The 25,613-nt window shown below is 64.6% G+C and carries 21 protein-coding genes; 5 read left to right on the top strand and 16 right to left on the bottom strand.

Features of this window, described 5'->3' with window-relative positions; genetic code table 11:
• Nucleotides 1–10: 10 nt before the first annotated feature.
• Nucleotides 11–1,693 carry a GMC family oxidoreductase gene (locus AC3FLX_RS11270; protein ID WP_488696508.1) on the bottom strand — a complete coding sequence of 561 codons (1,683 nt, stop codon included), beginning with the start codon at nucleotides 1,691–1,693 and terminating at the stop codon, nucleotides 11–13.
• Between the two features lie 264 nt (nucleotides 1,694–1,957).
• On the opposite strand from AC3FLX_RS11270, the gene AC3FLX_RS11265 reads away from it, so the two are divergent.
• Entirely contained in the window at nucleotides 1,958–3,361 is a 1,404-nt protein-coding gene (locus tag AC3FLX_RS11265; protein WP_488696506.1) for a coniferyl aldehyde dehydrogenase, read from the top strand.
• Between the two features lie 9 nt (nucleotides 3,362–3,370).
• Here the strand turns inward: AC3FLX_RS11265 and kdoO are convergent, their stop codons facing one another.
• On the bottom strand, nucleotides 3,371–4,258 hold the full coding sequence (gene kdoO / locus AC3FLX_RS11260) for a Kdo hydroxylase KdoO (protein ID WP_488696504.1): 888 nt from the start codon (nucleotides 4,256–4,258) through the stop codon (nucleotides 3,371–3,373).
• Nucleotides 4,259–4,410: 152 nt separating this feature from the next.
• A complete protein-coding gene (metK, locus tag AC3FLX_RS11255) occupies nucleotides 4,411–5,574 on the bottom strand; it encodes a methionine adenosyltransferase (RefSeq protein WP_488696502.1) in 1,164 nt (387 codons plus the stop codon).
• A 257-nt stretch (nucleotides 5,575–5,831) separates the two neighbouring features.
• Here metK and AC3FLX_RS11250 point away from each other — a divergent pair, with 257 nt between their 5' ends.
• Genes AC3FLX_RS11250 through dapF form a run of 3 tightly spaced genes read left to right on the top strand, consistent with a single transcriptional unit; the run spans nucleotide 5,832 to nucleotide 8,502 of the window.
• Nucleotides 5,832–6,725, top strand: coding sequence for a lysophospholipid acyltransferase family protein (locus tag AC3FLX_RS11250; protein WP_488696500.1), 894 nt, complete (start codon nucleotides 5,832–5,834; stop codon nucleotides 6,723–6,725).
• On the top strand, nucleotides 6,722–7,615 hold the full coding sequence (locus tag AC3FLX_RS11245) for a lipid A biosynthesis lauroyl acyltransferase (protein WP_488696498.1): 894 nt from the start codon (nucleotides 6,722–6,724) through the stop codon (nucleotides 7,613–7,615). Before AC3FLX_RS11250 ends, AC3FLX_RS11245 begins: the two co-directional genes overlap by 4 nt.
• Nucleotides 7,616–7,629: 14 nt before the next feature.
• Nucleotides 7,630–8,502, top strand: coding sequence for a diaminopimelate epimerase (gene dapF / locus AC3FLX_RS11240; protein WP_488696496.1), 873 nt, complete (start codon nucleotides 7,630–7,632; stop codon nucleotides 8,500–8,502).
• A 49-nt stretch (nucleotides 8,503–8,551) separates the two neighbouring features.
• On the opposite strand, the gene AC3FLX_RS11235 is transcribed toward dapF, so the two are convergent.
• The 11 genes from AC3FLX_RS11235 to AC3FLX_RS11185 all read right to left on the bottom strand — a co-directional run bounded on the left by AC3FLX_RS11235 (nucleotide 8,552) and on the right by AC3FLX_RS11185 (nucleotide 22,364).
• Nucleotides 8,552–10,093, bottom strand: a complete 1,542-nt coding sequence (locus AC3FLX_RS11235) for an AMP-binding protein (protein ID WP_488696494.1) — start codon at nucleotides 10,091–10,093, stop codon at nucleotides 8,552–8,554.
• Nucleotides 10,090–10,965, bottom strand: coding sequence for a class I fructose-bisphosphate aldolase (locus tag AC3FLX_RS11230; RefSeq protein ID WP_488696492.1), 876 nt, complete (start codon nucleotides 10,963–10,965; stop codon nucleotides 10,090–10,092). The genes AC3FLX_RS11235 and AC3FLX_RS11230 overlap by 4 nt, the downstream gene beginning before the upstream one ends.
• Before the next feature lie 36 nt (nucleotides 10,966–11,001).
• Nucleotides 11,002–12,321 (bottom strand): ABC transporter permease, encoded by a 1,320-nt coding sequence (locus AC3FLX_RS11225; protein WP_488696491.1) that lies wholly within the window; start codon nucleotides 12,319–12,321, stop codon nucleotides 11,002–11,004.
• Between the two features lie 27 nt (nucleotides 12,322–12,348).
• Nucleotides 12,349–14,355 (bottom strand): outer membrane lipoprotein-sorting protein, encoded by a 2,007-nt coding sequence (locus tag AC3FLX_RS11220; protein ID WP_488696489.1) that lies wholly within the window; start codon nucleotides 14,353–14,355, stop codon nucleotides 12,349–12,351.
• Complete coding sequence (locus AC3FLX_RS11215) at nucleotides 14,355–15,056, bottom strand: ABC transporter ATP-binding protein (protein WP_488696771.1); 702 nt, start codon at nucleotides 15,054–15,056, stop codon at nucleotides 14,355–14,357. The genes AC3FLX_RS11220 and AC3FLX_RS11215 overlap by 1 nt, the downstream gene beginning before the upstream one ends.
• Nucleotides 15,057–15,072: 16 nt before the next feature.
• Nucleotides 15,073–16,269 carry a hypothetical protein gene (locus tag AC3FLX_RS11210; RefSeq protein WP_488696488.1) on the bottom strand — a complete coding sequence of 399 codons (1,197 nt, stop codon included), beginning with the start codon at nucleotides 16,267–16,269 and terminating at the stop codon, nucleotides 15,073–15,075.
• 65 nt (nucleotides 16,270–16,334) lie between these two features.
• Nucleotides 16,335–18,140, bottom strand: coding sequence for a class I adenylate-forming enzyme family protein (locus tag AC3FLX_RS11205; RefSeq protein ID WP_488696487.1), 1,806 nt, complete (start codon nucleotides 18,138–18,140; stop codon nucleotides 16,335–16,337).
• Nucleotides 18,137–19,576 (bottom strand): hypothetical protein, encoded by a 1,440-nt coding sequence (locus AC3FLX_RS11200; RefSeq protein WP_488696486.1) that lies wholly within the window; start codon nucleotides 19,574–19,576, stop codon nucleotides 18,137–18,139. Before AC3FLX_RS11200 ends, AC3FLX_RS11205 begins: the two co-directional genes overlap by 4 nt.
• The gene (locus AC3FLX_RS11195; protein ID WP_488696484.1) at nucleotides 19,573–20,682 is read right to left on the bottom strand and encodes an SDR family oxidoreductase; all 1,110 of its coding nucleotides are present in this window, start codon (nucleotides 20,680–20,682) and stop codon (nucleotides 19,573–19,575) included. The genes AC3FLX_RS11200 and AC3FLX_RS11195 overlap by 4 nt, the downstream gene beginning before the upstream one ends.
• Entirely contained in the window at nucleotides 20,676–21,938 is a 1,263-nt protein-coding gene (locus AC3FLX_RS11190; RefSeq protein WP_488696482.1) for a 3-dehydroquinate synthase II domain-containing protein, read from the bottom strand. Before AC3FLX_RS11190 ends, AC3FLX_RS11195 begins: the two co-directional genes overlap by 7 nt.
• 87 nt (nucleotides 21,939–22,025) lie before the next feature.
• Nucleotides 22,026–22,364, bottom strand: coding sequence for a transposase (locus tag AC3FLX_RS11185; RefSeq protein WP_488696480.1), 339 nt, complete (start codon nucleotides 22,362–22,364; stop codon nucleotides 22,026–22,028).
• Nucleotides 22,365–22,674: 310 nt separating this feature from the next.
• Here AC3FLX_RS11185 and AC3FLX_RS11180 point away from each other — a divergent pair, with 310 nt between their 5' ends.
• Entirely contained in the window at nucleotides 22,675–23,484 is an 810-nt protein-coding gene (locus AC3FLX_RS11180; protein WP_488696478.1) for a polyphosphate kinase 2 family protein, read from the top strand.
• Between the two features lie 12 nt (nucleotides 23,485–23,496).
• Here the strand turns inward: AC3FLX_RS11180 and AC3FLX_RS11175 are convergent, their stop codons facing one another.
• Together AC3FLX_RS11175 and pyrE are read right to left on the bottom strand one after the other, a co-directional pair.
• The gene (locus AC3FLX_RS11175) at nucleotides 23,497–24,828 is read right to left on the bottom strand and encodes a DUF3734 domain-containing protein (RefSeq protein ID WP_488696476.1); all 1,332 of its coding nucleotides are present in this window, start codon (nucleotides 24,826–24,828) and stop codon (nucleotides 23,497–23,499) included.
• A 78-nt stretch (nucleotides 24,829–24,906) separates the two neighbouring features.
• A complete protein-coding gene (pyrE, locus tag AC3FLX_RS11170; RefSeq protein ID WP_488696474.1) occupies nucleotides 24,907–25,584 on the bottom strand; it encodes an orotate phosphoribosyltransferase in 678 nt (225 codons plus the stop codon).
• Nucleotides 25,585–25,613 lie beyond the last annotated feature (29 nt).

Genomic DNA, 25,613 nt, shown 5'->3' with positions numbered 1-25,613 from the left:
AAAACGAACCTCAGTCCGCCACCGCTGCCTCCCGAATCCGCAGCGTCACATGCGGCGCGTAGCGGATCAGGTCGTGCGCACGCTCGCCGATCATGATTGCCGGCGCATTGGTATTGCCGCCGATCAGCGTTGGCATGATCGACGCATCCACCACCCGCAGTCCCTCCACGCCGCGCACCCGTAGCTGCGGGTCCACGACGGCCAGCGCATCCATGCCCATGCGGCAGGTGCCCACGGGGTGATAGATCGTATCCGCATGCTGGCGGATCAATGCGCGCGCCGCATCGTCATCGCTGCCATCGAGCCGCAATGCTTCCGAATACAGTTCACGTCCGCCGAACACGGCCAGCGGCGCCTGCATGAAGATCTGGCGCACGATGCGCAGGCCGGCCAGCATGTCTTCCATGTCTTGCGGATCGGACAGGTAGCGCGGGTCGATGCGCGGCGCATCGCGCATGTCCGCGGACGCCAGCCGCACCTCTCCACGGCTTCGCGGACGCAAGACGCAGACGTGGCACGAATACCCATGCCCGAGATTGACGCGGCGCATGTGGTCATCGGCCATGCCGACCACGAAGTGCAACTGCAGATCGGGTTCCGCCAGGCCCGGCCGGCTGCGCACGAAAGCTCCGGCCTCGGCAAAATTCGACGTCATCATGCCGGTACGCTCGCGGCGGTAGCGCAGGTATTCGGCAATCAGACGGCGCGCGCCGCCCAATGACACGCCGAACAGCTCAGACGCCGCCACGCGCTTGTGCAGGATGATGTCCAGGTGATCCTGCAGATTGCCGCCCACGCCGGGCAGGTCGTGCACCACGGCAACGCCATGTTCAAGCAGATGCGCCGCCGGACCCACGCCCGACGCCATCAGCAGTTGCGGCGACCCGAACGTGCCCGCCGCCACGATGACTTCGCGGCGCGCGCGCAGCACCACTTCCTGGCCATCGCGCCAGGCCAGCACGCCAACCGCGCGGCGCTTCTCGAACAGGATGCGCAGCACCTGTGTTCCCGTCATCACGTGCAGATGGCTTCGGCCGCCATTGCAATTGCGGTCCCTGGCGTTACCGCCATGCAGGTAGGCGCGCGCGGCATTCCAGCGCTCGCCGTCATGCTGCGTGACCTGATACCAGCCCACGCCTTCCTGTTCCTCGCCATTGAAATCGTCGTTGCGCACGATGCCCGCATGCTGCGCGGCGTCGATGAAATGCTGACCGAACGGATTCGGCGAGCGCAGATCGCTCACATGCAGCGGGCCGGTACCGCCATGCAGCGGATCGTCGTCGTGGCCCGCCACGCGCTCATTGCATTCGGCGCGACGAAAGTACGGCAGCACGTCATCCCAAGACCAGCCGTCGCAGCCAGCCGCTGCCCAGTCGTCGTAGTCGGCGGGCCGGCCCCGCACATAGATCATGGCGTTGATCGACGATGACCCGCCCAGGCCCCGGCCACGCGGTTGAAAACCGCGCCGCCCGTCCAGTTCCGGCTGCGGCAAGGTCTGATAGCCGTAGTTGCGCGCGCCCGCGCGCGGCAGCACGGCCGCGCAACCGACAGGTGTTCGCACCAGCACATGGTGATCGTGCGCGCCGGTTTCGAGCAGCGCGATGGTGTCGTTGCCGCTGTCTGCCAGCCGCCCCGCCAATGCGCAGCCGGCCGAGCCAGCGCCCACGACGAGATAGTCAAAAGTTGTTTCCATCTGTCTCCCCGCGAGTCCGGTACCGGTCATGTCCCCGGCGGAGGCCTGCCGCGAAAATCCAGTGTAGGCGCTGCCGCCGGGCTGGTGAAGCGGGTCATCCCCAAAATCCCGGGCGCCTGGGGGCGGTGCCGCACGTCCAGCATCCGGGGCGTCGGGGGGGCGCCCAGGGCGTTTGGGAGATGTCCTCCATTGATATAACGCCCACTCTGCCTTATGGTGCCCGATGGCCCACGGGGAAACCGATCCCGCCAAAGGAGAGCGCCGATGAGAGAAGTGCCCGCCATGTCCACGGTGTTCAATGCCATGCACGCGGCATCGCGCCACGATCAGGCCCCGGCATGGCATGTCCGGGCCGACCGGTTGCGTCGCCTCAAATCGCTGGTGCGTGACAATCACGACGCCATTGCCGCGGCAATCCACGCCGACTTCACCAACCGTCCCCGCCAGGAAACCGCGCTGCTGGAAGTGTTTCCGAGCCTGTCGGGCATCGATGACGCACTGCGGCATGGCAAACGCTGGATGCGAGTGCGCCGCGTGAAGACCGGCCTCTGGTTCAAGCCCGGAAAGTCGCGCCTGGTGCCGCAGCCGCTAGGTGTGGTCGGCATCGTGGTGCCGTGGAACTACCCGCTCTACCTGACCATCGGGCCATTGACCGGCGCACTCGCGGCAGGCAATCGGGCCATGATCAAGCTGTCCGAATACACGCCACGGTTTTCAGAATTGTTTGCGAGGCTGGTGCAGGCGACGTTCGCGCCCGACGAGGTGGCCGTGATCAACGGTGACGCCGAGGTCGCTGCCGCCTTCAGCACGCTGCCCTTCGACCATCTGCTGTTCACCGGGTCGACGAGCGTCGGGCATCACGCGATGAAGGCCGCGGCCGCCAACCTGACGCCGGTGACGCTGGAACTGGGCGGCAAGTCGCCGGCCATCATCGGCCCCGGCGCCGATTTTGAACGCGCCGTGGAGCGCATCCTGGTCGGCAAGCTGCTCAACGCGGGCCAGACCTGCATCGCGCCCGACTATGTGCTGGTGCCCGCCGGTCAGCGCGACCGTCTGCTGGAAACGGCACGGCGCGTGGTGAGCCGCCTTTATCCCGATATCGCGCGCAACCCGGACTACACGAGCATCATCAGCCCGCGCCATTTTGATCGTCTGGTATCGCTGATCGATGCGGCCCAGGCCGCCGGGGCGCGCGTGGCGCCGCTGACCGATGCCGAACCGGACCCGGCGGCGCGGAGGTTGCCGCCGGTGCTGCTCGCGGACGTCCCCGAAGACGTGCGCGCCATGCAGGAGGAGATTTTTGGACCCGTGCTGCCGGTGGTGACCTACGGCAGCATCGATGACGCCATCCGCTTCGTGAACGCACGGCCGCGCCCGTTGGCGCTCTATGTGTTCGACAAGGGCAGCGACGTGGTGGACCGCGTGATGCAGCAGACCGTGGCCGGTGGCGTGACCGTCAACGACACGCTGTTCCATATCGCCCAGGACGATTTGCCGTTCGGCGGCGTGGGGCCGAGCGGCATGGGCAGCTATCACGGCGAGGCCGGCTTCGAGACGTTCTCGAAGCTGAAGCCGGTGTTCTACCAGTCCGGCTTCAACGGTGCGGGGCTGCTCAAGCCGCCCTATGGCAAGCGGTTTGAATCGATGCTGAAGATGCTGCTGCGATAACCGCGGTCGTCAGGCGGCCAGCATCGGCTTGCCGAGCATGCGCGACAGCACGGCCTCGGGCGAATGGGTACGGTCGCCGATCGCGGCCGGGTCCAGGTAGATCGTCTGTTCCATCATCGCCTTGCCACGCATGGCCGCGTGCAGCAGTTGGTCGCTGAACACGATCCAGGTGGCGCCCGGCGGGAAGTGGAATTCCTGCTGCGGCACGGTCTTCTGGTAGTCCAGGTCGGCCTTGGCCAGGTCATGCAGCTGCAGCATGCGGTGATCGTATTCGCTGCGCTCGCGCTTGGTGATATGCAGCGTCTTCATCAGCCAGGCCTGGCCGGGCCACATGCCATGCGTCTTCGGCACGAACTTCTGCGCGAAATCGCCGAACGGCTCGCCCACGCGCCACACGCGCGGCGCTTCGGGGTCGATGTTATGGAACACGCGCAGCAGGCGCTTGCCGAGCATCGGATTCGATGGGAACGAGTCCACGTGCAGGCGCGTATCGTCCTTGCGCCAGCTCACCGGACGGCCGGCAATCTCGCTCGGCCGCAGCGACGTGCCAGCGCGCGTCATATGTCCCATGTACTCCGGAAACAGCGCCTGGATCAGCGATTCGCTCGACGTCGCATAGCGGTGGATCAGGTTGTAGAGATCGGTCAGGTCCTGCTCCGTGCCGGCCGCGCCGCGCACGGCCTTGTCATTGGCGCGCAGGTTGATGTTCTTCGACTTGCCGTCTGAATAGCGCGGGTCCAGAAAGCGCTCCTCTCCCGGCTGGAAGCGGAACTGCAGGTCCGGAAAGTACAGGACGGCACCCTGCTCCAGTTCGCGGCGCAGCGTCGCGCGCGTCTCGGGCGATACCTCGGGTGACCAGTCGGTATAAGGCTGGGTACGGATCAGGTCCAGGGACATGGCAATTCCGCTATTCCGTTGATTTCAAGTTGACCGGATTTTACTCCGCGCGGCCTCCGATGCCCTGCCGTGACGTCAAGACAACAAAAAACCCCGCGAAGTCCCAAAGGACCGGCGGGGTCGATGCAGCAGCCGAAAGACGCCGGGGGCGCTTACAGGCCGGCGGCAGCGCGCAGTGCGGCGGCCTTGTCGGTGGCTTCCCACGAGAATTCCGGCTCCTCGCGGCCAAAGTGGCCATAGGCGGCGGTCTTTTCGTAGATCGGACGCAGCAGGTCCAGCATCTGCACGATGCCCTTCGGACGCAGGTCGAAGTGCTCAAGCACCAGCTGGGCGATCTTCTCGTCGGAGATCTTGCCGGTGCCTTCCGTGTACACGGTCACGTTGATCGGGCGGGCCACGCCGATGGCGTAGCTGACCTGCACCTGGCACTGACGCGCCAGGCCGGCGGCCACCACGTTCTTGGCCACATAGCGGGCGGCGTAGGCGGCCGAGCGGTCCACCTTCGACGGATCCTTACCCGAGAATGCGCCGCCACCGTGCGGCGAAGCACCGCCGTACGTATCGACGATAATCTTGCGCCCGGTCAAACCGCAGTCGCCTTGCGGGCCACCGATCACGAAACGGCCGGTCGGGTTCACCAGGTACTTGGTTTCCTTGAGCATGTCGGCCGGCAGCACGGGCTTGATGATCTCTTCGATCACGGCCTCGCGGATCTGCGCCTGCGAAATGTCCGGCGAATGCTGGGTCGACAGCACCACGGTATCCACGCTGTGCGGGCGGCCATCCACGTAGCGCACGGTCACTTGCGACTTGGCATCCGGACGCAGCCAGGGCAGACGGCCGTCACGGCGCAGTTGCGACTGGCGCTCCACCAGACGGTGCGAGTAGTAGATCGGGAACGGCATCAGTTCCGGCGTCTCATCGCAGGCATAGCCGAACATCAGGCCCTGGTCGCCAGCGCCCTGGTTCAGGTAGTCGTCCGATGCACGGTCCACGCCCTGGGCGATGTCCGGCGACTGCTTGTCATAGGCCACCAGCACCGCGCAACCCTTGTAGTCGATGCCGTAGTCGGTGTTGTCGTAGCCGATGCGCTTGATGGTGTCGCGTGCGACCTGGATGTAGTCAACGTTCGCCGTCGTGGTGATTTCGCCCGCGAGCACCACCAGACCGGTGTTGCAAAGCGTCTCTGCCGCCACGCGCGCGTACTTGTCCTGGGCAAGAATAGCGTCCAGGACTGCGTCCGAAATTTGGTCGGCGACTTTGTCGGGATGGCCTTCGGAGACAGATTCCGAAGTAAAGAGGAAATCGTTCGACACGATCTGGTTTCTCCAGGTTGGCTATTGCGTGCCACCCTTCGAAACAGTGCGGCGACGCTTTAGCGGTATTTTCAGGCCGCTCCGGTAGAGCGGTGTCGCCCCGCAAGTTGTCAGTTAACTCGGCGATGGCAGGTATTATACCGGCCTGTCGCTCCCGCTGCAGCGCGCCAATCCCCTGAATAACAGGAGGGAAAGCGTGCTGTTCGGAATTCCGGCCGTTTTGCCGGTTATTCCGGTTTTGTCTCTCTCGCACCGACATGACCTTTTTGTTCTGGCTCATCTCCCGTCTGCCCCTGCGCGTGCTGCACGCCATCGGCGGCGCCCTGGGATTGCTTGTGGCGCGCCTGCCCGGCCGCTACGGCCGCCGGCTGGAGGAAAACTTCCGCCACGCCTACCCGCAGGCCACCGACGCCATGCTTGCCGAGGCCGCGCGCAATACCGGCCGGATGATCATCGAAATGCCGTACTTCTGGAGCCGCAAGACCCTTGTGGCGCACACGGAAGGCTTCGAAGACATGTGGGCCGAAACGGCCCGGCTAGCGGCTGCCGGCAACGGCGTGATCATCCTGACGCCGCACCTGGGATGCTTCGAGGTCCTGCCGCAGCACCATGCCCGCGAGCGCCGTGTGACGTCGCTGTTCAAGCCACCGCACCAGCCGTGGCTGCGTGAATTCGTCGAGAAGATGCGCACGCGTCCCAACGTGGCAATGGCCCCGGCCACGCCGCGCGGCGTGCGCATGCTGGTCAAGGCACTCAAGCGCGGTGAAGCCGTCGGCATCCTGCCGGATCAGGTTCCAAGCGGCGGCGAAGGCACCTGGGCGCCGTTCTTCGGCAAGCCCGCCTATTCGATGACGCTGGTGCACCGGCTGCAGCAACTGACCAGGGCGCCGATCGTGATGGTCTTTGCCGAGCGCCTGCCGCGCGGCGCCGGCTACCGTGGGCACCTGCGCCTGCTGTGCGACGGCGGCATGCTGCCCGATGATCCGGCGGATGGCTCGGCGGTCATCAACGCAGCGATCGAGAAGTTGATCGAGATCGCCCCGACCCAATATCTGTGGGGTTACAACCGCTACAAGCATCCGGCTGGTGCCGGACTGCCGCCCGAGACGGCCAGTGCCGGCCCGGCGATTACCAACAACGAGATTCAATGAGCCGCATCTTTACCTGGCTCGGCATCGGCCTGCTGACGGTGCTGGGCAAACTTCCCTATGCGTTCGTGGCCCGCTTTGGCGAGGCGCTGGGCAGCGTCCTGTACCTGGTGCCCAATCCCCGCCGCGAAGTAGTGCGCGCCAACCTGCGCCTGTGCTTCCCGGATCGCACCGATGCGGAAATCGACGCACTGTCGCGCGAAAGCTACCGCAAGGTGTTCCGCAGCTTTGCCGAGGGTGGCATTTTCTGGACCTGTGGCGAAGCCAAGATGCGCCGCCTGGTGCAGATCAAGGATCACGGCAACCTGCTGGCTCTGGACGGTACGCCCCATATCCTGGTGACGCTGCACCTGTCGGGCCTGGAAGCCGGCGCGATCCGCCTCACCATGCACCTGCGCGACAACGTGGGCCGCTCAGGCGCATCGCTCTACACCGTGCAGAAGAACAAGCTGTTCGACGATTTCCTGAAGGTTGCGCGCGGACGCTTCGGCGCCAATATGATCTCGCGCAATGACAGCGTGCGGAACATCCTCCGGGTGCTCAAGAAGGGCGAGGCCTTGCAGCTGATCTCCGATATGGATTTTGGCGAGCGCGACTCGGAATTCGTGCCATTCTTCGGCGTGCAGGCCCTGACGCTGACCGCCGTGTCGCGTCTGGCGCGACTGGCGGGCGCCAAGGTGGTGCCGATCTACACGGAGCAGCTACCCAACTACGAAGGCTATGTGCTGCACCTGCTGCCTCCGTGGGACGATTATCCCGGCGAGTCCGTGACGGACGACACGCGGCGCATGAACGCCTTTTTCGAGGAAGCGATCCGCCCGCGCATTGCCGACTATTACTGGGTGCACAAGCGCTTCAAGCACCGGCCGCCCGGCGAACCGGACATCTACTGACTACAATCGGCACCATGAAACTCCAGTTCACCAAGATGCACGGCGCCGGCAACGATTTCATCGTGCTGGACGGCATCCACCAGAAACTCGACCTGACCGACGCGCAATGGCGCGCCCTGGCCAGCCGTCATTTCGGCATCGGCGCGGATCAGATCCTGATTGTCGAAAAGTCCGAGCGCGACGACGTCGATTTCCGCTATCGCATCTTCAATTCGGATGGCGGCGAGGTGGAACACTGCGGCAACGGCGCCCGCTGCTTCGTGCGCTTTGTCACGGACAAGGGCATGACGGACAAGCGGTCCGTGCGCGTCGAGGTCATGAACGGCGTGATCACGCTGACGCTGCGGGACGACGGCCAGGTCACCGTGGACATGGGTGCCCCCGAGCTGACGCCGGTCCGCGTGCCGTTCGTGGCCGACGGCCTGCCCGCCCGCCCTGAGGGCGACGACACCGTGTACGGCCTGGAAGTCAACGGCCGCACCGAATGGATTTCCGCCGTGTCGATGGGCAACCCGCATGCCGTGCAGGTGGTGGATGACGTGGAACAATTTCCGGTGCTGCAGGATGGCCCGGTAATCGAGCATCACAAGTCGTTCCCGAATCGCGTCAACGCCGGCTTCATGGCCATCGTCGATCGTCACACGATCAACCTGCGCGTATTTGAGCGCGGGGCCGGCGAAACGCTGGCGTGCGGCACGGGCGCCTGCGCCGCCGTGGTGGCCGGCATCCGCCGCGGCCTGCTGGATTCGCCGGTCAAGGTGCATACGCATGGCGGCGACCTCAGCATCGCCTGGGAGGGCGTGGGCCAGCCGGTCCAGATGACCGGCCCGGCCACCACCGTGTTCGAAGGGTCTGTTGACCTCGATCTGCTGAAGACGTCCGTGTAACTCCCTGCCCTCGACACCGGGCGCCGTGGCGCTGCGTGTCGAAGCGGTATCAGATCGGCACAACGCCGCGCTGTGCGCCAATCCTCCGGCCAGCCACGGCGGCAGCCAGCTCTCGCCGGCGGAGCTTGCCGTTGGGGGAGCTGGCAAGGCCGGACACGATTTCGATGCGGTCCGGCCGCAACGCACGTGGCTTGAGCTCATCGCGCATGCGGCGCATCAACGCCGCAACGACCGCATCCCCATCCCGGTAAGCGTCGCCCAACACGATAAATGCGCGCAGGCGCTGCAAGCCGCCCTCGGTTGTCACGGGAACAGCCGCCGCCTGAAGTACCCGCTCATCGGTCAGCAGAAAGCTTTCCAGCCCCTGCGGAGACACCCAGTGCCCCGCGATCTTGACGCGCTCGCTGCATCTGGAAAGAAACGACCATCCGCCCGCAACGCTGGAGAACAGGTCGCCCGTTGCGAACCACGACGGTTGACGCAGCTGCCGCACATCGCCACCCGGCTCAAGATAGCCGAGCATCATGAGCGACCCGGCCAGCGATACCGCCATCGCCGCCTTGTCTCCGGGCGTACGGTCCGCAACCGCGTACGCGTAGCGGAACGCGCCCGTCTCGCGAAGCCCCGGCGGCTCCCCCGGGACTTCAGTGAAATACGGCAGGAAGCTCTCCGTCGTCCCGACGGAATCGACCAGGGGCGCGCCGGCAAAGGCGGCCCAGCGCGTACGAATCACGTCGGGCAAGCGCTCGCCTGCCGACAGACAAAACCGTAGCGAGCCTGTCCGGTAACGCCGGCTGGCCCGGGTCATCAGCAGGTGAAACAGCGTGGGGACTGCCAGAAAAACCGTGACGGCCTCGCGTTCGATGGTTTTTAGAAATGCCTCGTGGCGCGTCCACTCCGGCAGCAATATCGCTCGCGCCCCCAATGACAGCGCCGTATGGATTCCCTGCAATCCGAACGAAAAATAGGGGCCGCTGCTACCCAGCACGACGTCGCCCGCGTGCATCTTCCAGAGCGGCCGCGTGACGTGATGATCGAAGCCCGGGATCGCACCATGCGCATGCGCACACAGCTTCGCCCTGCCGGTAGACCCCGATGACGCCAGGCAGAAGGCCGGATCTCCGGGAGCCACGGCCAGCGCGGACGTCATGCCTGTCGACGTCGGCATGGATGCCTCCGCGTGGCAAATCGCGCGCAATTCGACGCCGACGCCTGCCGGGCCGGTACGGTCTCGAAAGATGGCATCCGGACCGAAATCGGCGGCCAGCCTGGCATGGGCATCCGCGCCCAATGCCGGGTGCATCACGCATGGCAAGCATCCCGCGCGCATGGCGCCCAGCCACGCGCACACGGTTTCGAGCGTGCTGCTGCCAACAATGCCAATCCGCGCCGGCTCCGAACGACCCGCCGTCATGGCGCGAAACGTCTCGGCCATATGGATGCTCGCGGCAAGCAACTGGGCATAGGTCAGCGCGCGACGCCCGTCGACGCCACACTCGACAAGGGCCACGCAGTCCCCGCGCCCCGCCCTGACATGGCGATCCACCATCCAGTCCGCGCAGTTCGACGACGGCTGAGGTGCGCGCGTCATACCGCCCCCCACTGCCCACTCATCAGCGGTACGCGCGCTGCCGCCAGCGCGGGCCGCATCACGTGCGCGGAAGCCTCATCCGTATCGCGCGCATCACCGGCATCGTCGATACAGCCCGTACGCAGGACACCCGCGAGCTTGCGCAGCATTGCCTGCGGGTCGTCCCGCTGGAAAACGTTGCGGCCCGCGCACAGGCCGGCCCCGCCGCATTTGACGATGCTATGCGCGAGTGCGATCAGGGTATCGTCCGGCATCATCGCGCCGCCCGCCAGTACCACTGGCGTATGCGACTGGATGCCATCGAGCAATTCGCCCAGCCGTGCCGGATCAACAGGCGCGCAGATCTTGAGCACGTCCGCGCCCAGTTCGACGGCAGCACGCATGAAATGACGCATTCGCGCGATGCCTTCCTCCGGCCGCCCCGCCATCCTGTCATAGACCATCGCCATCAGCGGCAGGCCGTACAAGTGCGCCTGCTCCACGGCTTCGCCGATCAGTCTGAGGTTGTGGGCCGCCGTGTGCGCCGAGAAATTGGTCTGTATCGACACGGCATCGGCACCGAGCCTGACGGCGGCCTCCACGCTGGTCAGAAGCACCTTGCGATCTGGCTCCTCATCGAGCGCCAGCGCACCGTTCAGATGGACCATCATTCCGCAGCCGGCGATGTCCAGGCCGAAGCGCTCCGCCAGGCCCTTGTGCAGAACGACGCCGGTGACCAGCTCCGGCGAGAGCCAGCGGGAAATCGTCTCCATGCGATCCAGGCCGCGAACCGGGCCCAGCGTGAGTCCGTGGTCCATTGGGACGATCAGCGCAAGACCGCTCAAAGGATCGAGAAACCGCGACCAGCGTCGCGCGCGTGCAATGTCAGTCATAGCAATGTCCTTACAGGAATGGTCAGTGCAACAACTTCAGGTATCGGTAAGTGCGGCACGAATCGGGGCAGCCAGGATCCGGCGCGTGGGTAGCCAACTGGCCAGGACCGCCAGCAGCACGAGGCCGACGAATACCGCTGCGTACGTCAGGGGTACCCATGCGATCGTCACCGGAACGGCGTTGCTGGACCCGGGTGGCGTCCACATCCATCCCGCCGCCCGCACCGCTTGCGTCACAGCCATCGCGCCAAGCGTTCCGCAAATCGCCGCAGCGGTGGCCAGCCAGATGTTCTCGCAGGCGGCCATGCCCGCGACAAAGCGGCGCGAGTAGCCCACACTACGCAGCGTCGCCAGCTCGCGCTTGCGGCGCATGAAGTTCATATAACTGGCATTTAGCAGGCTCGTGAAGGAGACAACCGCCGCAATCGCCAGGACAAAGCCGAAGAACGACAGCAGCACGCCTCGCACCTCGTGATAAAAGGTGGCCCGGTCCGACCATCGGAACACACTGGCATCGATATCGGCACGGCGAAATGCGTCGACGATCCGCTGCTGGGCGTCCGCCATGTCGGTCCCGTCGCGCAGAAGCAACCGGTACTCGGATACATCCTCCGTGGCCAGCAGCCGCTGCGCCGTGGCCAGGGGAAGCACCACCAGCCGGTCGTTGACTTCCTTGATGCCCCAGTCCATCACGCCTGTCGGCCTTACGTACGCCGCGTTGACGTAGCCCGTGCGCTCGGTCACCGTGGAAAGCTGCAATGGGCCGGGCGGGCACGAGAACTCGCGCTCCGTGGGCGATTCCCCCACACGCAGCGGCGCGAATCCCTCCTGCGGCACTTCGCAGCCGAGAATGCCGGCAAGACCCTGGCCGAGCACCACGGCATTGGACTGCTCCGTCATCCAGAGCGGCTGGCCTGCCACGACGTCATATTCATAGGCTGATCCCTTGATCCCGCGCACCGCATCCGCGTCATAGCCCACGCCCTCGAAGATGCCGGACACTCCCGCGCTCGCGACCATCCCCGATACACCTAAGGAGCGCGAAAAGATCACCACGGCGGGGTCCGCCGCCAGAATGCCTTCGATGGCACGCTGCATCGGCGGTTCGATAGGGCGTTGGCCCACGCCTTCGAATTGCTTCGCCAGCAGCGATGTGGGACGTTCGATGACCAGATGGCCTCGCGCGCCCCAACGCATGAATGCATCCCGCGTCAGATCCAGATTTGCTGCCACGTAGCCGAACAGGACATTCAGCGCCAGCACGGACACCAGCATGATGACGAACGTACCGGCGGAGCGCCGTCCATGCCGCCAGACGTTGCGAGCCGACAAGGACACCAACAGTTTCCCCTGCATCGATGCTCTCCTCTTATTCAGTGCCGCTCACATCGACGTAAGCTGGTCGCGCGAGAACGCGGTGGCCGGATGGCTCGCCGTGGCAACGCCGCGATAGGTCAACCGGCTGAACCGGTCGGGAAACGCGGCATTTGCGATCGTCATGCTGGACACGAACGGATGTCGCTTGCCTGCAAGGGTGACGGCGTTGCCGTATTCGAATGTCGCGGTCTTGAACACATCGCCCGCCGCCGTCATGAAATCGGCCTTGATGCCCAGCAACGTGGTCTTCTCCAGGTAATAGACGATGCCGGCATACGTCACCGCGCCATGCGTGGCCTTCAGCACGAGCTTGTGGCAATCGCGCCCGTCCACGGACACCTCCCCGCCGTACTCCGGCACATAGTCGCGCGCGTACTGCGTGGCCGCGATATCGCCGTTGGCCGCCTCCCCTACCAGCCTTTGCTGCGGACTCACGCTGATCGGTCTGCGCAGGCCGGGCTTCGTGTACCACATGGCATGCGAAGCAATCAGGATTCGTTCGCCTTGATACCGGCGCGGCGCAGTCGTGCGGATCAACGCGTCGCCGTCCCGCACCTGCACCGCGTACTCGGTGTCGGTATTGCCAGCCGGCTCCTGCGAGTGAACAGCCACCTCCCAGGACAGGTTGGCAAAGCCTCCGCGCGCGGCGTCTGCCTGCCGCAGCCATTCCCGCATCGTCTCGACATCGGGCGCCGCTTCGGCAGCCATCACGCCTTGCGGCATGACCAGCCACACACAGCCGGCCAGCGCCGCAATGCCGCCCGCCAGCACACGCGACAGCGATTGACTGCGCTTGCCTCCAAAACGGACCGTGCGCCGGAGGCGCCGCCACGTCGTTAGCGCACTCGACAACACGATGAGCGCGCACGCCACCGCGAGCACCGTCATAGCCGCTGCCGGCGACAGTTGCAGCACCAGCGGCACGCGCTGTGCCACGCGCGGCAGCGACGTGGTGACGCCCCCCGCGGCCATCCCCGCGCATACCGCCCAGGCCAGCAAGGCGGCAACTATGGCGACGACCAGCGCCGTCACCGCCGTCTCGATCACGAATATGGCAACGATGCGTGCCCGCGAATATCCAATCGCGCGCAGTGTTCCGATTTCCTTCATACGATCCTCGACATTGATGGCAACGGTGTGCTGGACGGTGGCCACGGCGACCAGTGCGATCACCACGCCCGCAAAGGCAAAGAGCATGTTGAAGAACCCCATGAAGCTGTTGTAGAGCTGGCCGACCTGCGGGCTCTTCCATGTGGCCACTTCGAATCGCCCTGGCATCGCGGCCTCCAGCGCTTGCGCGATGTGCGCGGCAATCCGTTCGGTGTCGGCCCGGTCGTCTAGCTGGACGATCATGCGCGATACGGCATCGGTGTCGTACAGCGACTGCATGGCCGCGAGCGGCATGCGCAGTCCCTTACTTTCGATTGCCTCGATCCCCGTGGAGTACGTGGTGTCACCAACCGAGGCATCCATCGCGTTGCCACGCTGCGCGTACGACGTGGCGACCAGTTGCACGACATCGTCCTTCACCGCGCCGATCCGGTCCGCCAGATGCGGGGTCATGCGAACCGGGGCCAGGGACGGCTCGCCTGCCATTGCGTCGCCGTCGCCGTGGTCGCCACGCAGAGCCGCCTCGAATTCGGGATCGACGCCGCTCGCCAGAAAAACCGTACTGCGGGTATCCAGCTGGATCATGCCCACGCCCGTCATGTCGGCGCCGGCCCGACGCACGCCGGGAAGGGTCGTCACCAGCGACCGGATCAACGTCTGATCGGTGGCTTCGAGCGCATACCTTGCGGGAAAGGCGGCAAGATTCGCCTGGCCACCTGTGCGGTAGACCTGGACGTGGCCGTTGCCTTGCGCGTGGATGACGACCTTCGCCATCGATGCCTCGACAAAACCCACGTAAGCCAGGAACAGCAGCACGGCCATCAGGCCGCTCGTCAGGGCCACCACGGTGGCCACGGTGCGCCGGCGATCACGGCGCAAATTGTTCAGTGCAAGCTTGAGCATCAGGCCAGCTCCGTCTCCGGCAAGCGCCTTGCCGTTTCGATCCTGCCATCCCGCAGCACTACGATGTCTCGCACGTTACGCAGCAGCCGGTCATCGTGGGTCGAGAAAACGAAGGTGACGCCTTTGTCGCGATTCAGCGCCTGCATCAGTTCGATCAGTGCGAAGGCGTTCGCACTGTCCAGACTCGCCGTGGGTTCATCGGCCAGAATCAGCCTCGGCGCCGTGACTAGCGCCCTGGCGATGGCCACGCGCTGCCGCTGTCCACCCGACAGGCGCTCCGGCAGGCAACTGCCGAAGGGAGCCAACCCAACCGCCGCGATGGCATCCGCCACTCTCTTGCTACGCTCGGTGGCTGTCACGCCGTGCAGATGCAGCGGCAAGGCGACGTTCTCCTGCACGTTGAGCACTGGAATGAGATTGAACGACTGGAAAATCATGCCGAAGGCGCGGTTGCGCAGCTGATCGAGCGCGGCTTCACCCAGCTCGCTGGTTCGTTCACCGTCAATCCACACGTCGCCGGAGGTCGGCAGGTCCAGGCAGCCAATCAGATTCAGCAGCGTCGTCTTGCCGCTGCCACTTGGTCCCGTGAGCGCCAGAAAGTCGCCCTGCTTGACTGTCAGATCGACCTCATCGAGTGCGTTGACCGTTGTATCCCCAAGCGGATAGGTCTTTGTCACCGATATCGCCTTTACGATCGCCATGTGCGGATTCCCCCTGTTACAGATAGATTTCGATTGCGGCATAGACGCCGTGACTGAGCGAGCGAACCAGTGGTGCGTCACTGGGGCCGAAGGTGCGTGTCAATCCGAGGTAAGCGGTAACGTCGTCACGGGGGCTGAACGACAGTTCCAGGAATGTCAGATTGCCGCCCGATGAAAGAGCGGTCAGCGTCCGGAAGACAACGCCGAACCTGCGGTCGCCAAACAGGCTTGGCAGCAGCGCCTGCAGGTTCAGGTAATGCCCTTCGGGCAATGGATGAAGCGAGCGGTTGCGAGTCTGCCAGGCACCTCCGGCCGGCTGCGCCGCGAGCACGGGGTCTCGCATCGCTTCCCGTCCCAGCCGGTAGCCGTTGTAGATGTACTCCACGCCCAGCTCGCCGCCAGACCGCAGGCCGTAGCGCAGATTGACCAGCGCGTCCGCCATCCAGCGTCGATCGTTCTCACGCAGTGCCGGACCACTGCCGGTCGTACTGGCATAACCACGCGATGCCGAAAACTCGGCGCCCACTGTCCAGGCATCGTCCAGGAGCCGCTGGATGTAGCCGCCAATGTAGGGTCGGTATGCGCCACCGCCGCCCGCCACCACGCCCGCGCTCGTCGGTCTGGCGCCCGTGGACTGATATTCGGCGTGCAGAAGCCCGAAGCCGCCCGATCCGGAAATGCCGGGTGTCGCCTGCAGGTAGGGGTCCGCAATCAACCCGGACACAGTCGTGGTGGACGTCGGCGAATAGGAAGCCATGCCCATCCACTTTCCCGCAATTTCCCGCCTGGGCGTTGCCGTGCCGTTGTCGGGAAACAACCTGTTGGTGGGCGAATAAAGCAGGCCCGGCCCCCAGGCCAGGTAACGCTTGCCAGCCAGCCAGGTGAATGCATCCGACACATGACCGGTTGCGTACGCCTCCGTCCACGAGAATGTCTTTGGCTCCGGAAGGCTCGGCAAATTGGTGTCCGACCGGAAGTAGCGCACCCTCGGCTTCAGCATCAGGCGCGTCCCTGCACACCAACTGGCAATGCAGGTCGCCGACACATCCAGGCGCCCTTCCAGGTTGAGGTATCGGTCGTGTCCCCCGAACGAGCCGTAGTGGTCGTCCGCCGCCAGCGATTGCAGCGTGGTCTCCGCGCGGATCTCGACGCCCGGCAGTGTCGTCTCGAACGCCCAGGTCTGCTGCGCGGTCATCGCGCCAAGCAAAGCCATGAGCCATCTGTTCCGGCTTCGGCCTGGGATAACGGACAACCTTTGCGCGAGAGACCGGAAGACCATCAGATGTCCTCCGCGGTGATAACGCGCTGCGGGACCCCGCTTGCAGGCAGAACGGAAAACCGCTCGCGCAGCACGCGTCGCAATGTCTTTCCAGTGGCGCCGATCGGGAACGACGACCATGCTTCGATCCATACGTACGCGAGTTTGTCCGCCGGCGGCAGCATCGCATTCCACGCTTCGCGCAGCCGCTCGTTTGTCACCCCGGCGACGCCCGGGCACAGTGCGACCACGGCAGCCGGCACCTCCGATCCGTTTGGGCCGGGCACGCCGAACACGCTGACATCCATCACGTCGGGGTGCTTGAGCAGGACTTCCTCGATCGGCAACGTGTACGCGCAATGCGTCGCGCCACGGATGACGTCGACCTCGCGGTCGAGGTGGACGTATTCGCCGCCAGCAAGGCACACCACGATGTCCCCGGTGGCCCACCATCCGTCACGCGTCGCCTTCATCAGCAGATCGTGTGCATTCCAATAGCCGCGGAACATCGCCGGGCCCTTGATCATGAGCCGTCCGGGCTGCCCCTTTGGCACCGGGCGCCCATCCTCGCCCACGACTTTCACACGCGGCCCACCCGGCGTTGGACGTCCCACCCGACGTCCGAACTTGCGCGTCCAGGGCGTGACCAACCGCAGCAATGCGGCGATACCGACTTCGGTCGAACCCAACCCGTCCGTAAACAGCGCCCCCTCCTTGGGAATGCCCAGGCGCCGGAAGAAGCTGCCATGCCGCACGAACGCCCGCTGATGAACCTCGTGACTGGCATCGGCCGTGGTCCCCCAAATGCGGATCGACGAAAGATCGCGCGCATCGGCACCGGCGGCCATCAGCTTCGTATAGGTAATGGGGAAGCCGAAAAATGCCGTCACCTTCGCGTTTTCGATGGTGTCCAGCGCGTGCAGCGGGTCAAGCCGCGCGCCAAGGCACGTACGCATGCCCAGCAGCATGACGGCGTAAAGATAGAGATGGGCGACCTGATGATTGAGCGGTAGTGCAAAGTATGCGTAGTCGCGTTGCGATACGAGATTGAACTTGAGCACCGATCGAAGCGCTTCGATCAGTCCGCCGGCGGCCACCATCACACCCTTCGGCACACCCGTCGTGCCCGAGGTATGAAAGATGAACGCGAGGTCGTTCGGCCCGCATGGCGCATGACATGTCTCGGCCACCGAATCCCTCAGCAGCGTGCGGAGTGGCACGATGCACGGTCCACCCGGCACCTCGCGCGCATTGCTTTCCAGCGCATCGACGACGACGATGGTGCGAACGGCGCATTGCTGCAAGCCCGCCGCCTCCAGATGCTCCAGACGCTCCAGACCATGCCGATCCGTCACCAGAACACTGGCGCCAAGCCGCCCGATATACGGCCCGGCAATCGCGGGAGCGAGATTGGCGTTGATGGGCGCGGCGATGGCACCGAGCCAATTGCTGGCTGCCGAAAACAGGAAGATGTCGAAGGCATTCGATTTGTAGATGGCCACGCGGTCGTTCGGCATCACCCCTCTGCCCTTCAGCACCCCCGCAAGCAGGCAGACCACATCGTGAATGGCACGCGCCGACCACTCTCGCGAACCAGCCATCTGACCCGCCGCAGGCGCGTGCCAATCGAGTGGCGCGTCGAGTTCGACGAGGATGCGGTCGGGCGTTCTGCGTGCCACCCGCGCGAGAATCCCGACATGCGGCGTGCACACGTGCCGCAGGCCCGCAAGGCGAGTCACAACGCCAATCTCGCGGATGACATGGCACAGATATAACGCGAGCGCGCATAGCGCAATGGCGCCAGCAACTATCGATAGCGCGGTCATCGGGATGGTCCTCCTGAAACTGTTGCATATCGATGGCCCGCGAACGCCCCTCGTGCGCCGCCCGTGATCGCATGGACCAACCGTGCGAGTTCGTCGCAATAAGGCGCCACGAGCTCCTGCCGGATGTCCGTGAATGCCGCCCGGCGAAACACGACATCGAGCTGCAGCTTCCCGTTCACCGTCGGCGGATAGAGCACAAAGTCGTAAGGCTCAACCAGACAGCCGAATCCCGTGTATTGCCGCGCCGGATGCGATGGGCCGAACCCCGAAAGGTCATCGACGATTCGACCCGGGTTCGACAGACACGCGTTGGTGCCTTGCGAGCGGGCAATCACAAAGCGCGTCACCGGGTCGAGCCACGGCATGGCAATGGAGCCGGCCAGGCACTCCAGTCGGCCGAGCTCGCGCTGCAACGCCGCCGGCTCTCTTGCGGCAATCATCGTGGACTGCAGGTGATCGAGCAGGTCCGCATCGCTCAGTCCACGCGGGGTCCGCACGCCCACCGGCAGCAGATAGTTCCGGAACGACTCGCTGTATGCCCGATCCAGGCTGTGTCGCAAGCTCAGCGCGCACGTCAGGCGCGTTGTCATGCGGGTGCCATGCTGCTCGATCAAGCGCACCAACGCGGCCAGAAACAGGGTGTTCAGCGTCACGCCGGTGCGCAGCGCCGCGCTCGCAACCGAGGCGGCGAGCTTCGCGTCCATCGTGCTATGAAAGAAATCCAGCTCGGCTGACGGCACATTCGCTCGCCGCCGGCGAGGCATTCCCTCGTACGGCCGCAAAAGATCCTGTGCGAGGCTCCATCCAGCGCTCGCGAATCGGCGCACGCGCGCCAAGCCGCCGTACCACGACGGCAAGATGTCCTGGAGCGACGCAAATCCGTGGATCGGCGCCCTCTGCTGCCCCACGGGATCCGTATCACTTCCATTCGGCGCCGACAGGCGCGCGTACTCGCGCATGATGCGCGCCAGCAGCAGGCAGTCGCTACGTGCATCGGCCACGGCATGCGCACTCGTCAGGTATAGGCACGACGACAGCCCGTTCGACGCTTGAATCAGATAGACCTGGAACGGCCGGCGACGCTGCCAATCCAGCCGGTTGTCACGGCTCAATGCCATCAGCATCCGGCGGAAGCCGGCGTCATCGAGATCACAGCGGCCATTCCAGATGTGCAACGAGAGGCCGGGCGATGCCGCGCCGATTCGGTCCGAGTTGTTACCGCACAGCCCGTTGCCGCACACCCGAAGCAACGGGAATGCGCTGGCGGCGCGCTCCACGGCGGCAGCCATCTGCCCCGCGCACAGCAGCCCATCGACCACCACGATCTGGTTGGTGTTCGTGTTCTCGACGCGAACCAGTTCCGCAAACGTCGAAGTCAGCGCGTCGGTCGGGGCCGTGCAACCGCGCATTGCCGGGACGGACACCATCGTGTTCATCCCGTGACCTCCATCGGCGCCGGTATGGAATTGGTGCCCGTGCGAATGGCATCGATGTACCAGCAAATCAGCTTCCGTAACTGGTTAGGTCCGACGGGAGCATCCGGGGCAGCGCGACCTAGCGCCGCATCGAGATGCGCGCGACAGAAATCCCAGTCGGTCATGGCGAACAACCGGTGAGGCGCAACGGCTCGTGCAAACCTGAAATCGAAAGGCGTCCGGGCCGGAACAAACTCGATCCTCATCGCCAGCACGTCGCAGATGGCCTCCAGCAACGCCCGGCTGGACATCAGGCGGCCGCCCGAGCAATGGAGGATCTCGAAGTCCTGGCGCCTGCCTGTGGACAGCGTCAGGTCGACCGCGTCGCCAACCACGCGGTCGACGTGCACAAGGTCGATGCAAACGCCGTCCGGCAGATCGTAGGTAATGTGCATATGGCCTGCCGCACGGGCTGCCTCCATAGCCTCCACGAACATATAGAAGCCGAAGCCGTTGCGGCGGGTCCAGCCGGACCGGCTGTGGCCGGCGACGATGGTGGGACGAAACAGTGTGACGGGCAGCCGGCAGGTTTCGTACTGGGTCCGAAGCGACTGTTCCGCGGACCATTTGGTGACCTGGTACGTATTCGCCATACGTTGCCCGGTATGCAACCGCTCCTCGGTCTTGCCGCCTTCCATGCCCGCCGTGTAAGCGGTCGATACGTAGTGGAAGCGGCGGCAGCGCGGCGCATACGTGGACGCCCATCGATAGAGCGCCGTCGTTTCGCAGACATTGGTCTCGAAGGCCTGTGTCAGCCGGAGTCCTGAGTGACTCATATCGGCTGCGCAATGCCAGACGGCGTCGATGTCATCGATGGCGACGCCGTCAAGCACGGATGCCAGGCGTTGGTCGCCCGCGTCGATCGTTCGCAGCCGGGCAGTCATCGCATCGTTGAGCGGGATGCCGCAGCCTCTGGCAGCCGCGCAGACTGCATCGCGCGTTCTCTTGCCATCAGAATCGCGGCGCGACAACGCCACCACGGCAACGCCACGCGACAGGAACGTCGCAGCCAGCACGCTCCCGACGAAACCGGTCGCGCCGGTCATGAGTATGGTTTGCGTCAGCATTCGATGATGTGCTCGTCAACCTGCACCCCGACGTGACGACCAGGCCGCGATGTGAAGCCAAGCACCTTGTCCCCCGGACGCAGTTCGGTCACATGGCGCGGCTTGGCATCCGCGGAGAAGATGCGCACGTGCCAGTCGTCCTGCATCACGATATTGATCTGCTCACCGCCATCGAAGCTGACCTCAATCAGGATCAACGGCCGGATCTCGGTCTTGACGCGCCCGACATAGACCTGACGGCAGCGGCCCGACGCGTTGACCGCCGTCACCTGCGAACCGGCCCTGAGTTCGCTGATGTAGTTGGTGCGTTCGTTGGCGTGGAACACGTAGCTATGGACCGCCGCCGCGTTGATACGAAACGGGCGCAGCTCCATGTACGGCAGATGAAACACCTCGGGACAGCACAGGATGCCGCCGGTGGACGTGGACCCAACAAGCAGGCCTTCATCCGGCTCGAACATATGCGTGGTGTCGATGCAGGCGCGATAGCCGAGCCCCAGATGGCGCGTGCCGACCACGGTTCCCGTCTGAATCCGCAGGGGCGGACTTTCAACCGACGACAACCTCGCGCGGAACGCGTCGAACTGCGCGGGGTCGTCGAACGCGGCGATGACACCGTCGCTGCCGAGTTCGAGCACGCCGAGCGCGATGATGGCGTCGTCGACGTCGGTCCCGACCTCCTTGATCAGGCGGACGTCCGTGCCGTGCAACTCGGCAATGACAAGTTCGAGCGGGATGTTGGTCGGGTCCTTGAACGACACCATGACGACGTCGTGATCGACACCGTCCGCGTACGACTCGCCGAGCGTCGCGGCATCGTCGACATGCTTGCGCATGCAGGTGCGCCAGCCCGCTTCGGACGCAAGCGCCAGCACGGCGCCATTCGCGCTCGCGATATACGGGTGGCGACCGTCGGAAGCGGCCGCTTCCGTGCAGATTACGCGCGCGGCTTCCCAACCGGATAGACCCTCCACGTTGAGAATGCGAAGAACATCCGGCCCGAACGCCTCGGCAAGCTCCCACCAGTTTTCGGGATCGAGAAGTACCCCGTTGAATCCAGACTCGTCAACGGCCGCGATCAGCGCGGCACGGCGCTCTGCATCGAGTCCGGCCAGCGCGCGGGTGTCGTACCAGAGCGCTACCGCGCCGTCGTCCAGCCCACTGGCCGCGTCATGGAGGGCCGAAACCGAATTCCGGCGCTTTCGCCCGATCTCCGGAATGGACGCAAGAGGTTTCACCTGTACTTCAGTCGTCATTACCACTCCTTTTTTTGGAAATTCGTCTGATATTTCCGAAAAGAAATAATGCCGGGTACGTTTTCTTAAAACTGTCTTTAGTTATTTCTAATCCACCGTGGATTTTGCTTCAGCGGAACGCCGGCACTCGGTGCGTGTCCAGTCCAGGTTCCGAAGCGCGTCGAGGTTCAGTACGCCGGCGACGCGCATTTCCCGGAAGACTCCGGCATGCGCCCATTCCTGGAAGCGCCGGTGTACGGTACTGCCCGAACTCAGGCGCCCATGATGGTCGAGCGCCTTCCAATGACAGCGCGAGCGCAGCACAAGCAGAATCGCGTCCATGATGATGCGATCGTCGATGCGTGGGCGATGGTTGACCGCTTTGCCCCGCGACGCCGAGCTTGCGGGCAGGAATGACTTGACCTGGTTCCACAGGGCATCGTCCATCCGCCAGTCGTCGTCGCAAACCAGATATCGCATGCACTCGCTCGTTGAGGAGCCGGTGTGATACACCGGATCACTGGAACAGCGAGGCTAGCATTCGACCATCCGATATTTGTCCCAAAACTAAAATTTTTGAGAACAATCAAAATACGAAAATTACTAGAGGATTGGATTCGTATTTATGGGATTTTTCTTATCCATTTGGAATGACGACCGATACGCCGTGCTCCGTCGTCTGACGCATGCGCATTGACGGCGGCAGGCGCATGACCGACCATGTCGGCTGGATGCCACGGCCACAGAGGGGACTCGCATGACGCTGGACGATTTCCGCATCACTTCGGGCAAGCAGTTCAAGCTTGCCGCATTCGACGCCGGCAGCAAGCCGCTATCCACCGGCAACAAGACTTCCGACAACACCCATCTTGCCGAGCTAAGCACCCAGCTCGACGCCGTGCAGGACGTCTTCTATGCCGAGCACAAGCACAAGCTGCTGATCGTGCTGCAGGGCATGGACACCAGCGGCAAGGACGGCACCGTGCGATCGGTCTTTCGCAGCTTCGATCCGCTGGGCGTGCGCGTGGCCAGCTTCAAGGCGCCCACGCCCGAGGAACTGGCGCGCGACTACCTGTGGCGCGTGCATGCCCAGGTGCCACGCAAGGGCGAGATCGCGATCTTCAACCGTAGCCACTACGAAGACGTGCTGATCACGCGCGTGCACGGCTGGATCGACGACGAGGAATGCAAGCGGCGCTACCGGCAGATCCGCGAGTTCGAGCAAATGCTGGTGGAAACGGGCACGACGATCATCAAGTGCTTTCTGCACATTTCGAAGGCCGAGCAGAAACAGCGGCTAGAGGAACGGATCGCCGATCCACAGAAGCACTGGAAGTTCGACATGCAGGATCTAGCCGAGCGGAAATTCTGGAAGCAGTATCAGGACGCCTACGAGGACGCCATCGCCGCCACGGCAACACCCGAATGCCCGTGGTTCATCGTGCCGGCCGACTCGAAGAGCCACCGCAACCTGATGGTGGCGGAAATCCTCAAGGCGACGTTCGACAGGATCAAGCCCGACTACCCGCCGCCAAAGCCGGAGCTGGCCAAGGTCGTCGTCGAATGATGGAGGGCTGGGTCAGGTGTCGCCGTTGCCGCGATGCACGTCGTGCGTGACGAACGGCCGTTCGGGACCCGGCATCGCCAGCCAGTGCGGATGCTTGAGCGTGTCGCGAATATCGTCGAGTCCGCTTGACCAGTGTTCGTGCATCGTCAGCACGCCGAACTGGTAATCCTTGGCGCTGCCTTCGAAGGTTTTGTCGCGGTAGATCAGCTGGATCACGTTGCGGCGCGCGTCGCAGGCGTGATCGGCCGCGCGCTTGTACCACGGATCGTCGCGCTTCGACGGCGGCACCAGTGCCATGAGTTCGCTCAGCATGCGGCGGTAGTTCTGCTGCTCGCGCATGTAGTCGGTAATGGCCCGCGTGCGGCTGGAATACTGGATGTCCTTCTGGCGCTCGGCCACGTCCAGCAGGTTATGCGGCAGCTTGCCGCGCGCACTCCACAGGTCCACCTGAAAGATCAGCGCGTCGCGCCTCGGCTGGGCCGTCAGCACTTCCTGCAACGGGGTGTTCGAGACCAGGCCGCCATCCCAGTAATACTCGCCATCGATCTCGACGGCCGGAAAGCCGGGTGGCAACGCGCCCGACGCCATGAAATGCTCGGCGCGCAGCGTCATGCGCGTGTTGTCGAAGTACGCAAAGTTGCCGGTGCGCACGTTGACCGCGCCCACCGACACGCGCATTTCCTTGGGCCGGTTGATGCGATCGAAATCGACAAAGCGCTCCAGCGTGGCCTTCAGCGGCGCGGTGTCGTAGTAGCTGGCGCTGCCCGGATCGTCGAAACGCGCCCAAAGATCGGTGATGGCGCGCGGAGAGAAAAACCCGCGCTGGCCTTCCAGCAGCGCGCGCGTGGCGTTGAAACTGTCGAACCAGATGCGCATCGGCTCCGGCCATGTTGGCGCGGCCTCGGTCAGCAGGTCCAGCGGCAGGCCCGGCAGCCAGGGCTGGGCACAGATGTACTCCCAGAACGCGCGCAGCTGCGCGACGCGCGTTTCCGGCGGATTGCCCGCGATGACCGCCGCGTTTAGCGCGCCAATCGATATCCCGGCAATCCAGTTCGGATGAATGCCGCCTTCAGCCAGCCCCTGGTAGACGCCCGCCTGGTACGAACCCAGCGCTCCGCCCCCCTGAAGTACCAGCGCGCGGATGGTATAGGCCTCGTGCGCCGCACCCTGGTTGGGCGGTGCATCGGGCGCACAGTGCTCAAGCGGCGGTGCCTTGCGGCGGCCCGTCGATCCCTTGGCCTTGGCCGGTGTCGCGGCATCGGCCGCTGAATCCTGCGGCGGCGCGCCCTGCTCGCCAATCTCGCGCTTGATCGCTTCCTTGTCCTGCCGCCGCTTTTCCGCCACGCCAATACTCCGCTGTTTTGCCGCCGAGAGAATCCCGCCACCAATAAAAAAGGCCCCGTGCGGGGCCGTGTGCAACTGTCAGACGCCGTACTTCTGACGATAGGCAGCGACTGCGTCGCGAGAGTTCCCGAGCGCCGGGTCCTGCGAGGCATCCAGATACGCCAGCAGGTCCTTCAGCGAGGCGATGGCGATTACCGGCACCCCATACTCGCGCTGCACGTCCTGCACGGCCGAATGGGTGCCGACGTTGTCGGCGGTGCCGCTCTTTTCCATGCGGTCCAGCGCGATCAGCACGGCAGCCGGCTCGGCGCCCGCGGCGCGGATCATCTGCATCGACTCACGTACCGACGTGCCGGCCGAGATCACATCGTCGACGATCACCACCTTGCCCTGCAGCTTCGCGCCGACCAGCGTGCCGCCTTCGCCGTGGTCCTTGGCTTCCTTGCGGTTGTAGGCGAAGCCGACGTCGCGGCCCATGCCGGCCAGCGCCACGGCCGTGGCCGACGCCAGCGTGATGCCTTTGTAGGCCGGTCCGAACAGCACATCGAACTGCAGACCCGAGTTGATCAGGGTCTTCGCGTAGAATTGCGCCACCTGACCCAGCATCGCGCCCTGGTTGAACAGGCCGGCGTTGAAGAAGTACGGCGACTTGCGGCCGGCCTTGGTCACGAACTCGCCGAAGGACAGCACGCCCGCATCCAGTGCAAAGCGGATAAAGGTCTGGCTCAGGTCGCCCGGCGTCGTCTGCTGCGTCATCTTTTCTCTCTGAATTCAAAATTTCCCGA

This window comes from Cupriavidus sp. 291-E7 (assembly GCF_057798835.1).
Note: the sequence above shows the minus strand (reverse complement) of the source record. Positions and strands in the feature narration are given on the sequence as shown.

Excerpts from the sequence above, each read along its gene's own strand:
- AC3FLX_RS11185 (WP_488696480.1), bottom strand. The coding sequence starts at position 22,364 with ATGGACGATGCCCTGTGGAACCAGGTCAAGTCATTCCTGCCCGCAAGC.
- AC3FLX_RS11210 (WP_488696488.1), bottom strand. The coding sequence starts at position 16,269 with ATGGCTTTGCTTGGCGCGATGACCGCGCAGCAGACCTGGGCGTTCGAG.
- AC3FLX_RS11195 (WP_488696484.1), bottom strand. The coding sequence starts at position 20,682 with ATGCTGACGCAAACCATACTCATGACCGGCGCGACCGGTTTCGTCGGG.
- AC3FLX_RS11230 (WP_488696492.1), bottom strand. The coding sequence starts at position 10,965 with ATGACTGACATTGCACGCGCGCGACGCTGGTCGCGGTTTCTCGATCCT.
- dapF (WP_488696496.1), top strand. The coding sequence starts at position 7,630 with ATGAAACTCCAGTTCACCAAGATGCACGGCGCCGGCAACGATTTCATC.
- AC3FLX_RS11225 (WP_488696491.1), bottom strand. The coding sequence starts at position 12,321 with ATGCAGGGGAAACTGTTGGTGTCCTTGTCGGCTCGCAACGTCTGGCGG.
- AC3FLX_RS11215 (WP_488696771.1), bottom strand. The coding sequence starts at position 15,056 with ATGGCGATCGTAAAGGCGATATCGGTGACAAAGACCTATCCGCTTGGG.
- AC3FLX_RS11235 (WP_488696494.1), bottom strand. The coding sequence starts at position 10,093 with ATGACGCGCGCACCTCAGCCGTCGTCGAACTGCGCGGACTGGATGGTG.
- AC3FLX_RS11180 (WP_488696478.1), top strand. The coding sequence starts at position 22,675 with ATGACGCTGGACGATTTCCGCATCACTTCGGGCAAGCAGTTCAAGCTT.
- AC3FLX_RS11250 (WP_488696500.1), top strand. The coding sequence starts at position 5,832 with ATGACCTTTTTGTTCTGGCTCATCTCCCGTCTGCCCCTGCGCGTGCTG.
- kdoO (WP_488696504.1), bottom strand. The coding sequence starts at position 4,258 with ATGTCCCTGGACCTGATCCGTACCCAGCCTTATACCGACTGGTCACCC.
- AC3FLX_RS11270 (WP_488696508.1), bottom strand. The coding sequence starts at position 1,693 with ATGGAAACAACTTTTGACTATCTCGTCGTGGGCGCTGGCTCGGCCGGC.
- AC3FLX_RS11200 (WP_488696486.1), bottom strand. The coding sequence starts at position 19,576 with ATGAACACGATGGTGTCCGTCCCGGCAATGCGCGGTTGCACGGCCCCG.
- AC3FLX_RS11265 (WP_488696506.1), top strand. The coding sequence starts at position 1,958 with ATGAGAGAAGTGCCCGCCATGTCCACGGTGTTCAATGCCATGCACGCG.
- AC3FLX_RS11220 (WP_488696489.1), bottom strand. The coding sequence starts at position 14,355 with ATGCTCAAGCTTGCACTGAACAATTTGCGCCGTGATCGCCGGCGCACC.
- AC3FLX_RS11245 (WP_488696498.1), top strand. The coding sequence starts at position 6,722 with ATGAGCCGCATCTTTACCTGGCTCGGCATCGGCCTGCTGACGGTGCTG.
- AC3FLX_RS11205 (WP_488696487.1), bottom strand. The coding sequence starts at position 18,140 with ATGACCGCGCTATCGATAGTTGCTGGCGCCATTGCGCTATGCGCGCTC.
- AC3FLX_RS11190 (WP_488696482.1), bottom strand. The coding sequence starts at position 21,938 with ATGACGACTGAAGTACAGGTGAAACCTCTTGCGTCCATTCCGGAGATC.
- pyrE (WP_488696474.1), bottom strand. The coding sequence starts at position 25,584 with ATGACGCAGCAGACGACGCCGGGCGACCTGAGCCAGACCTTTATCCGC.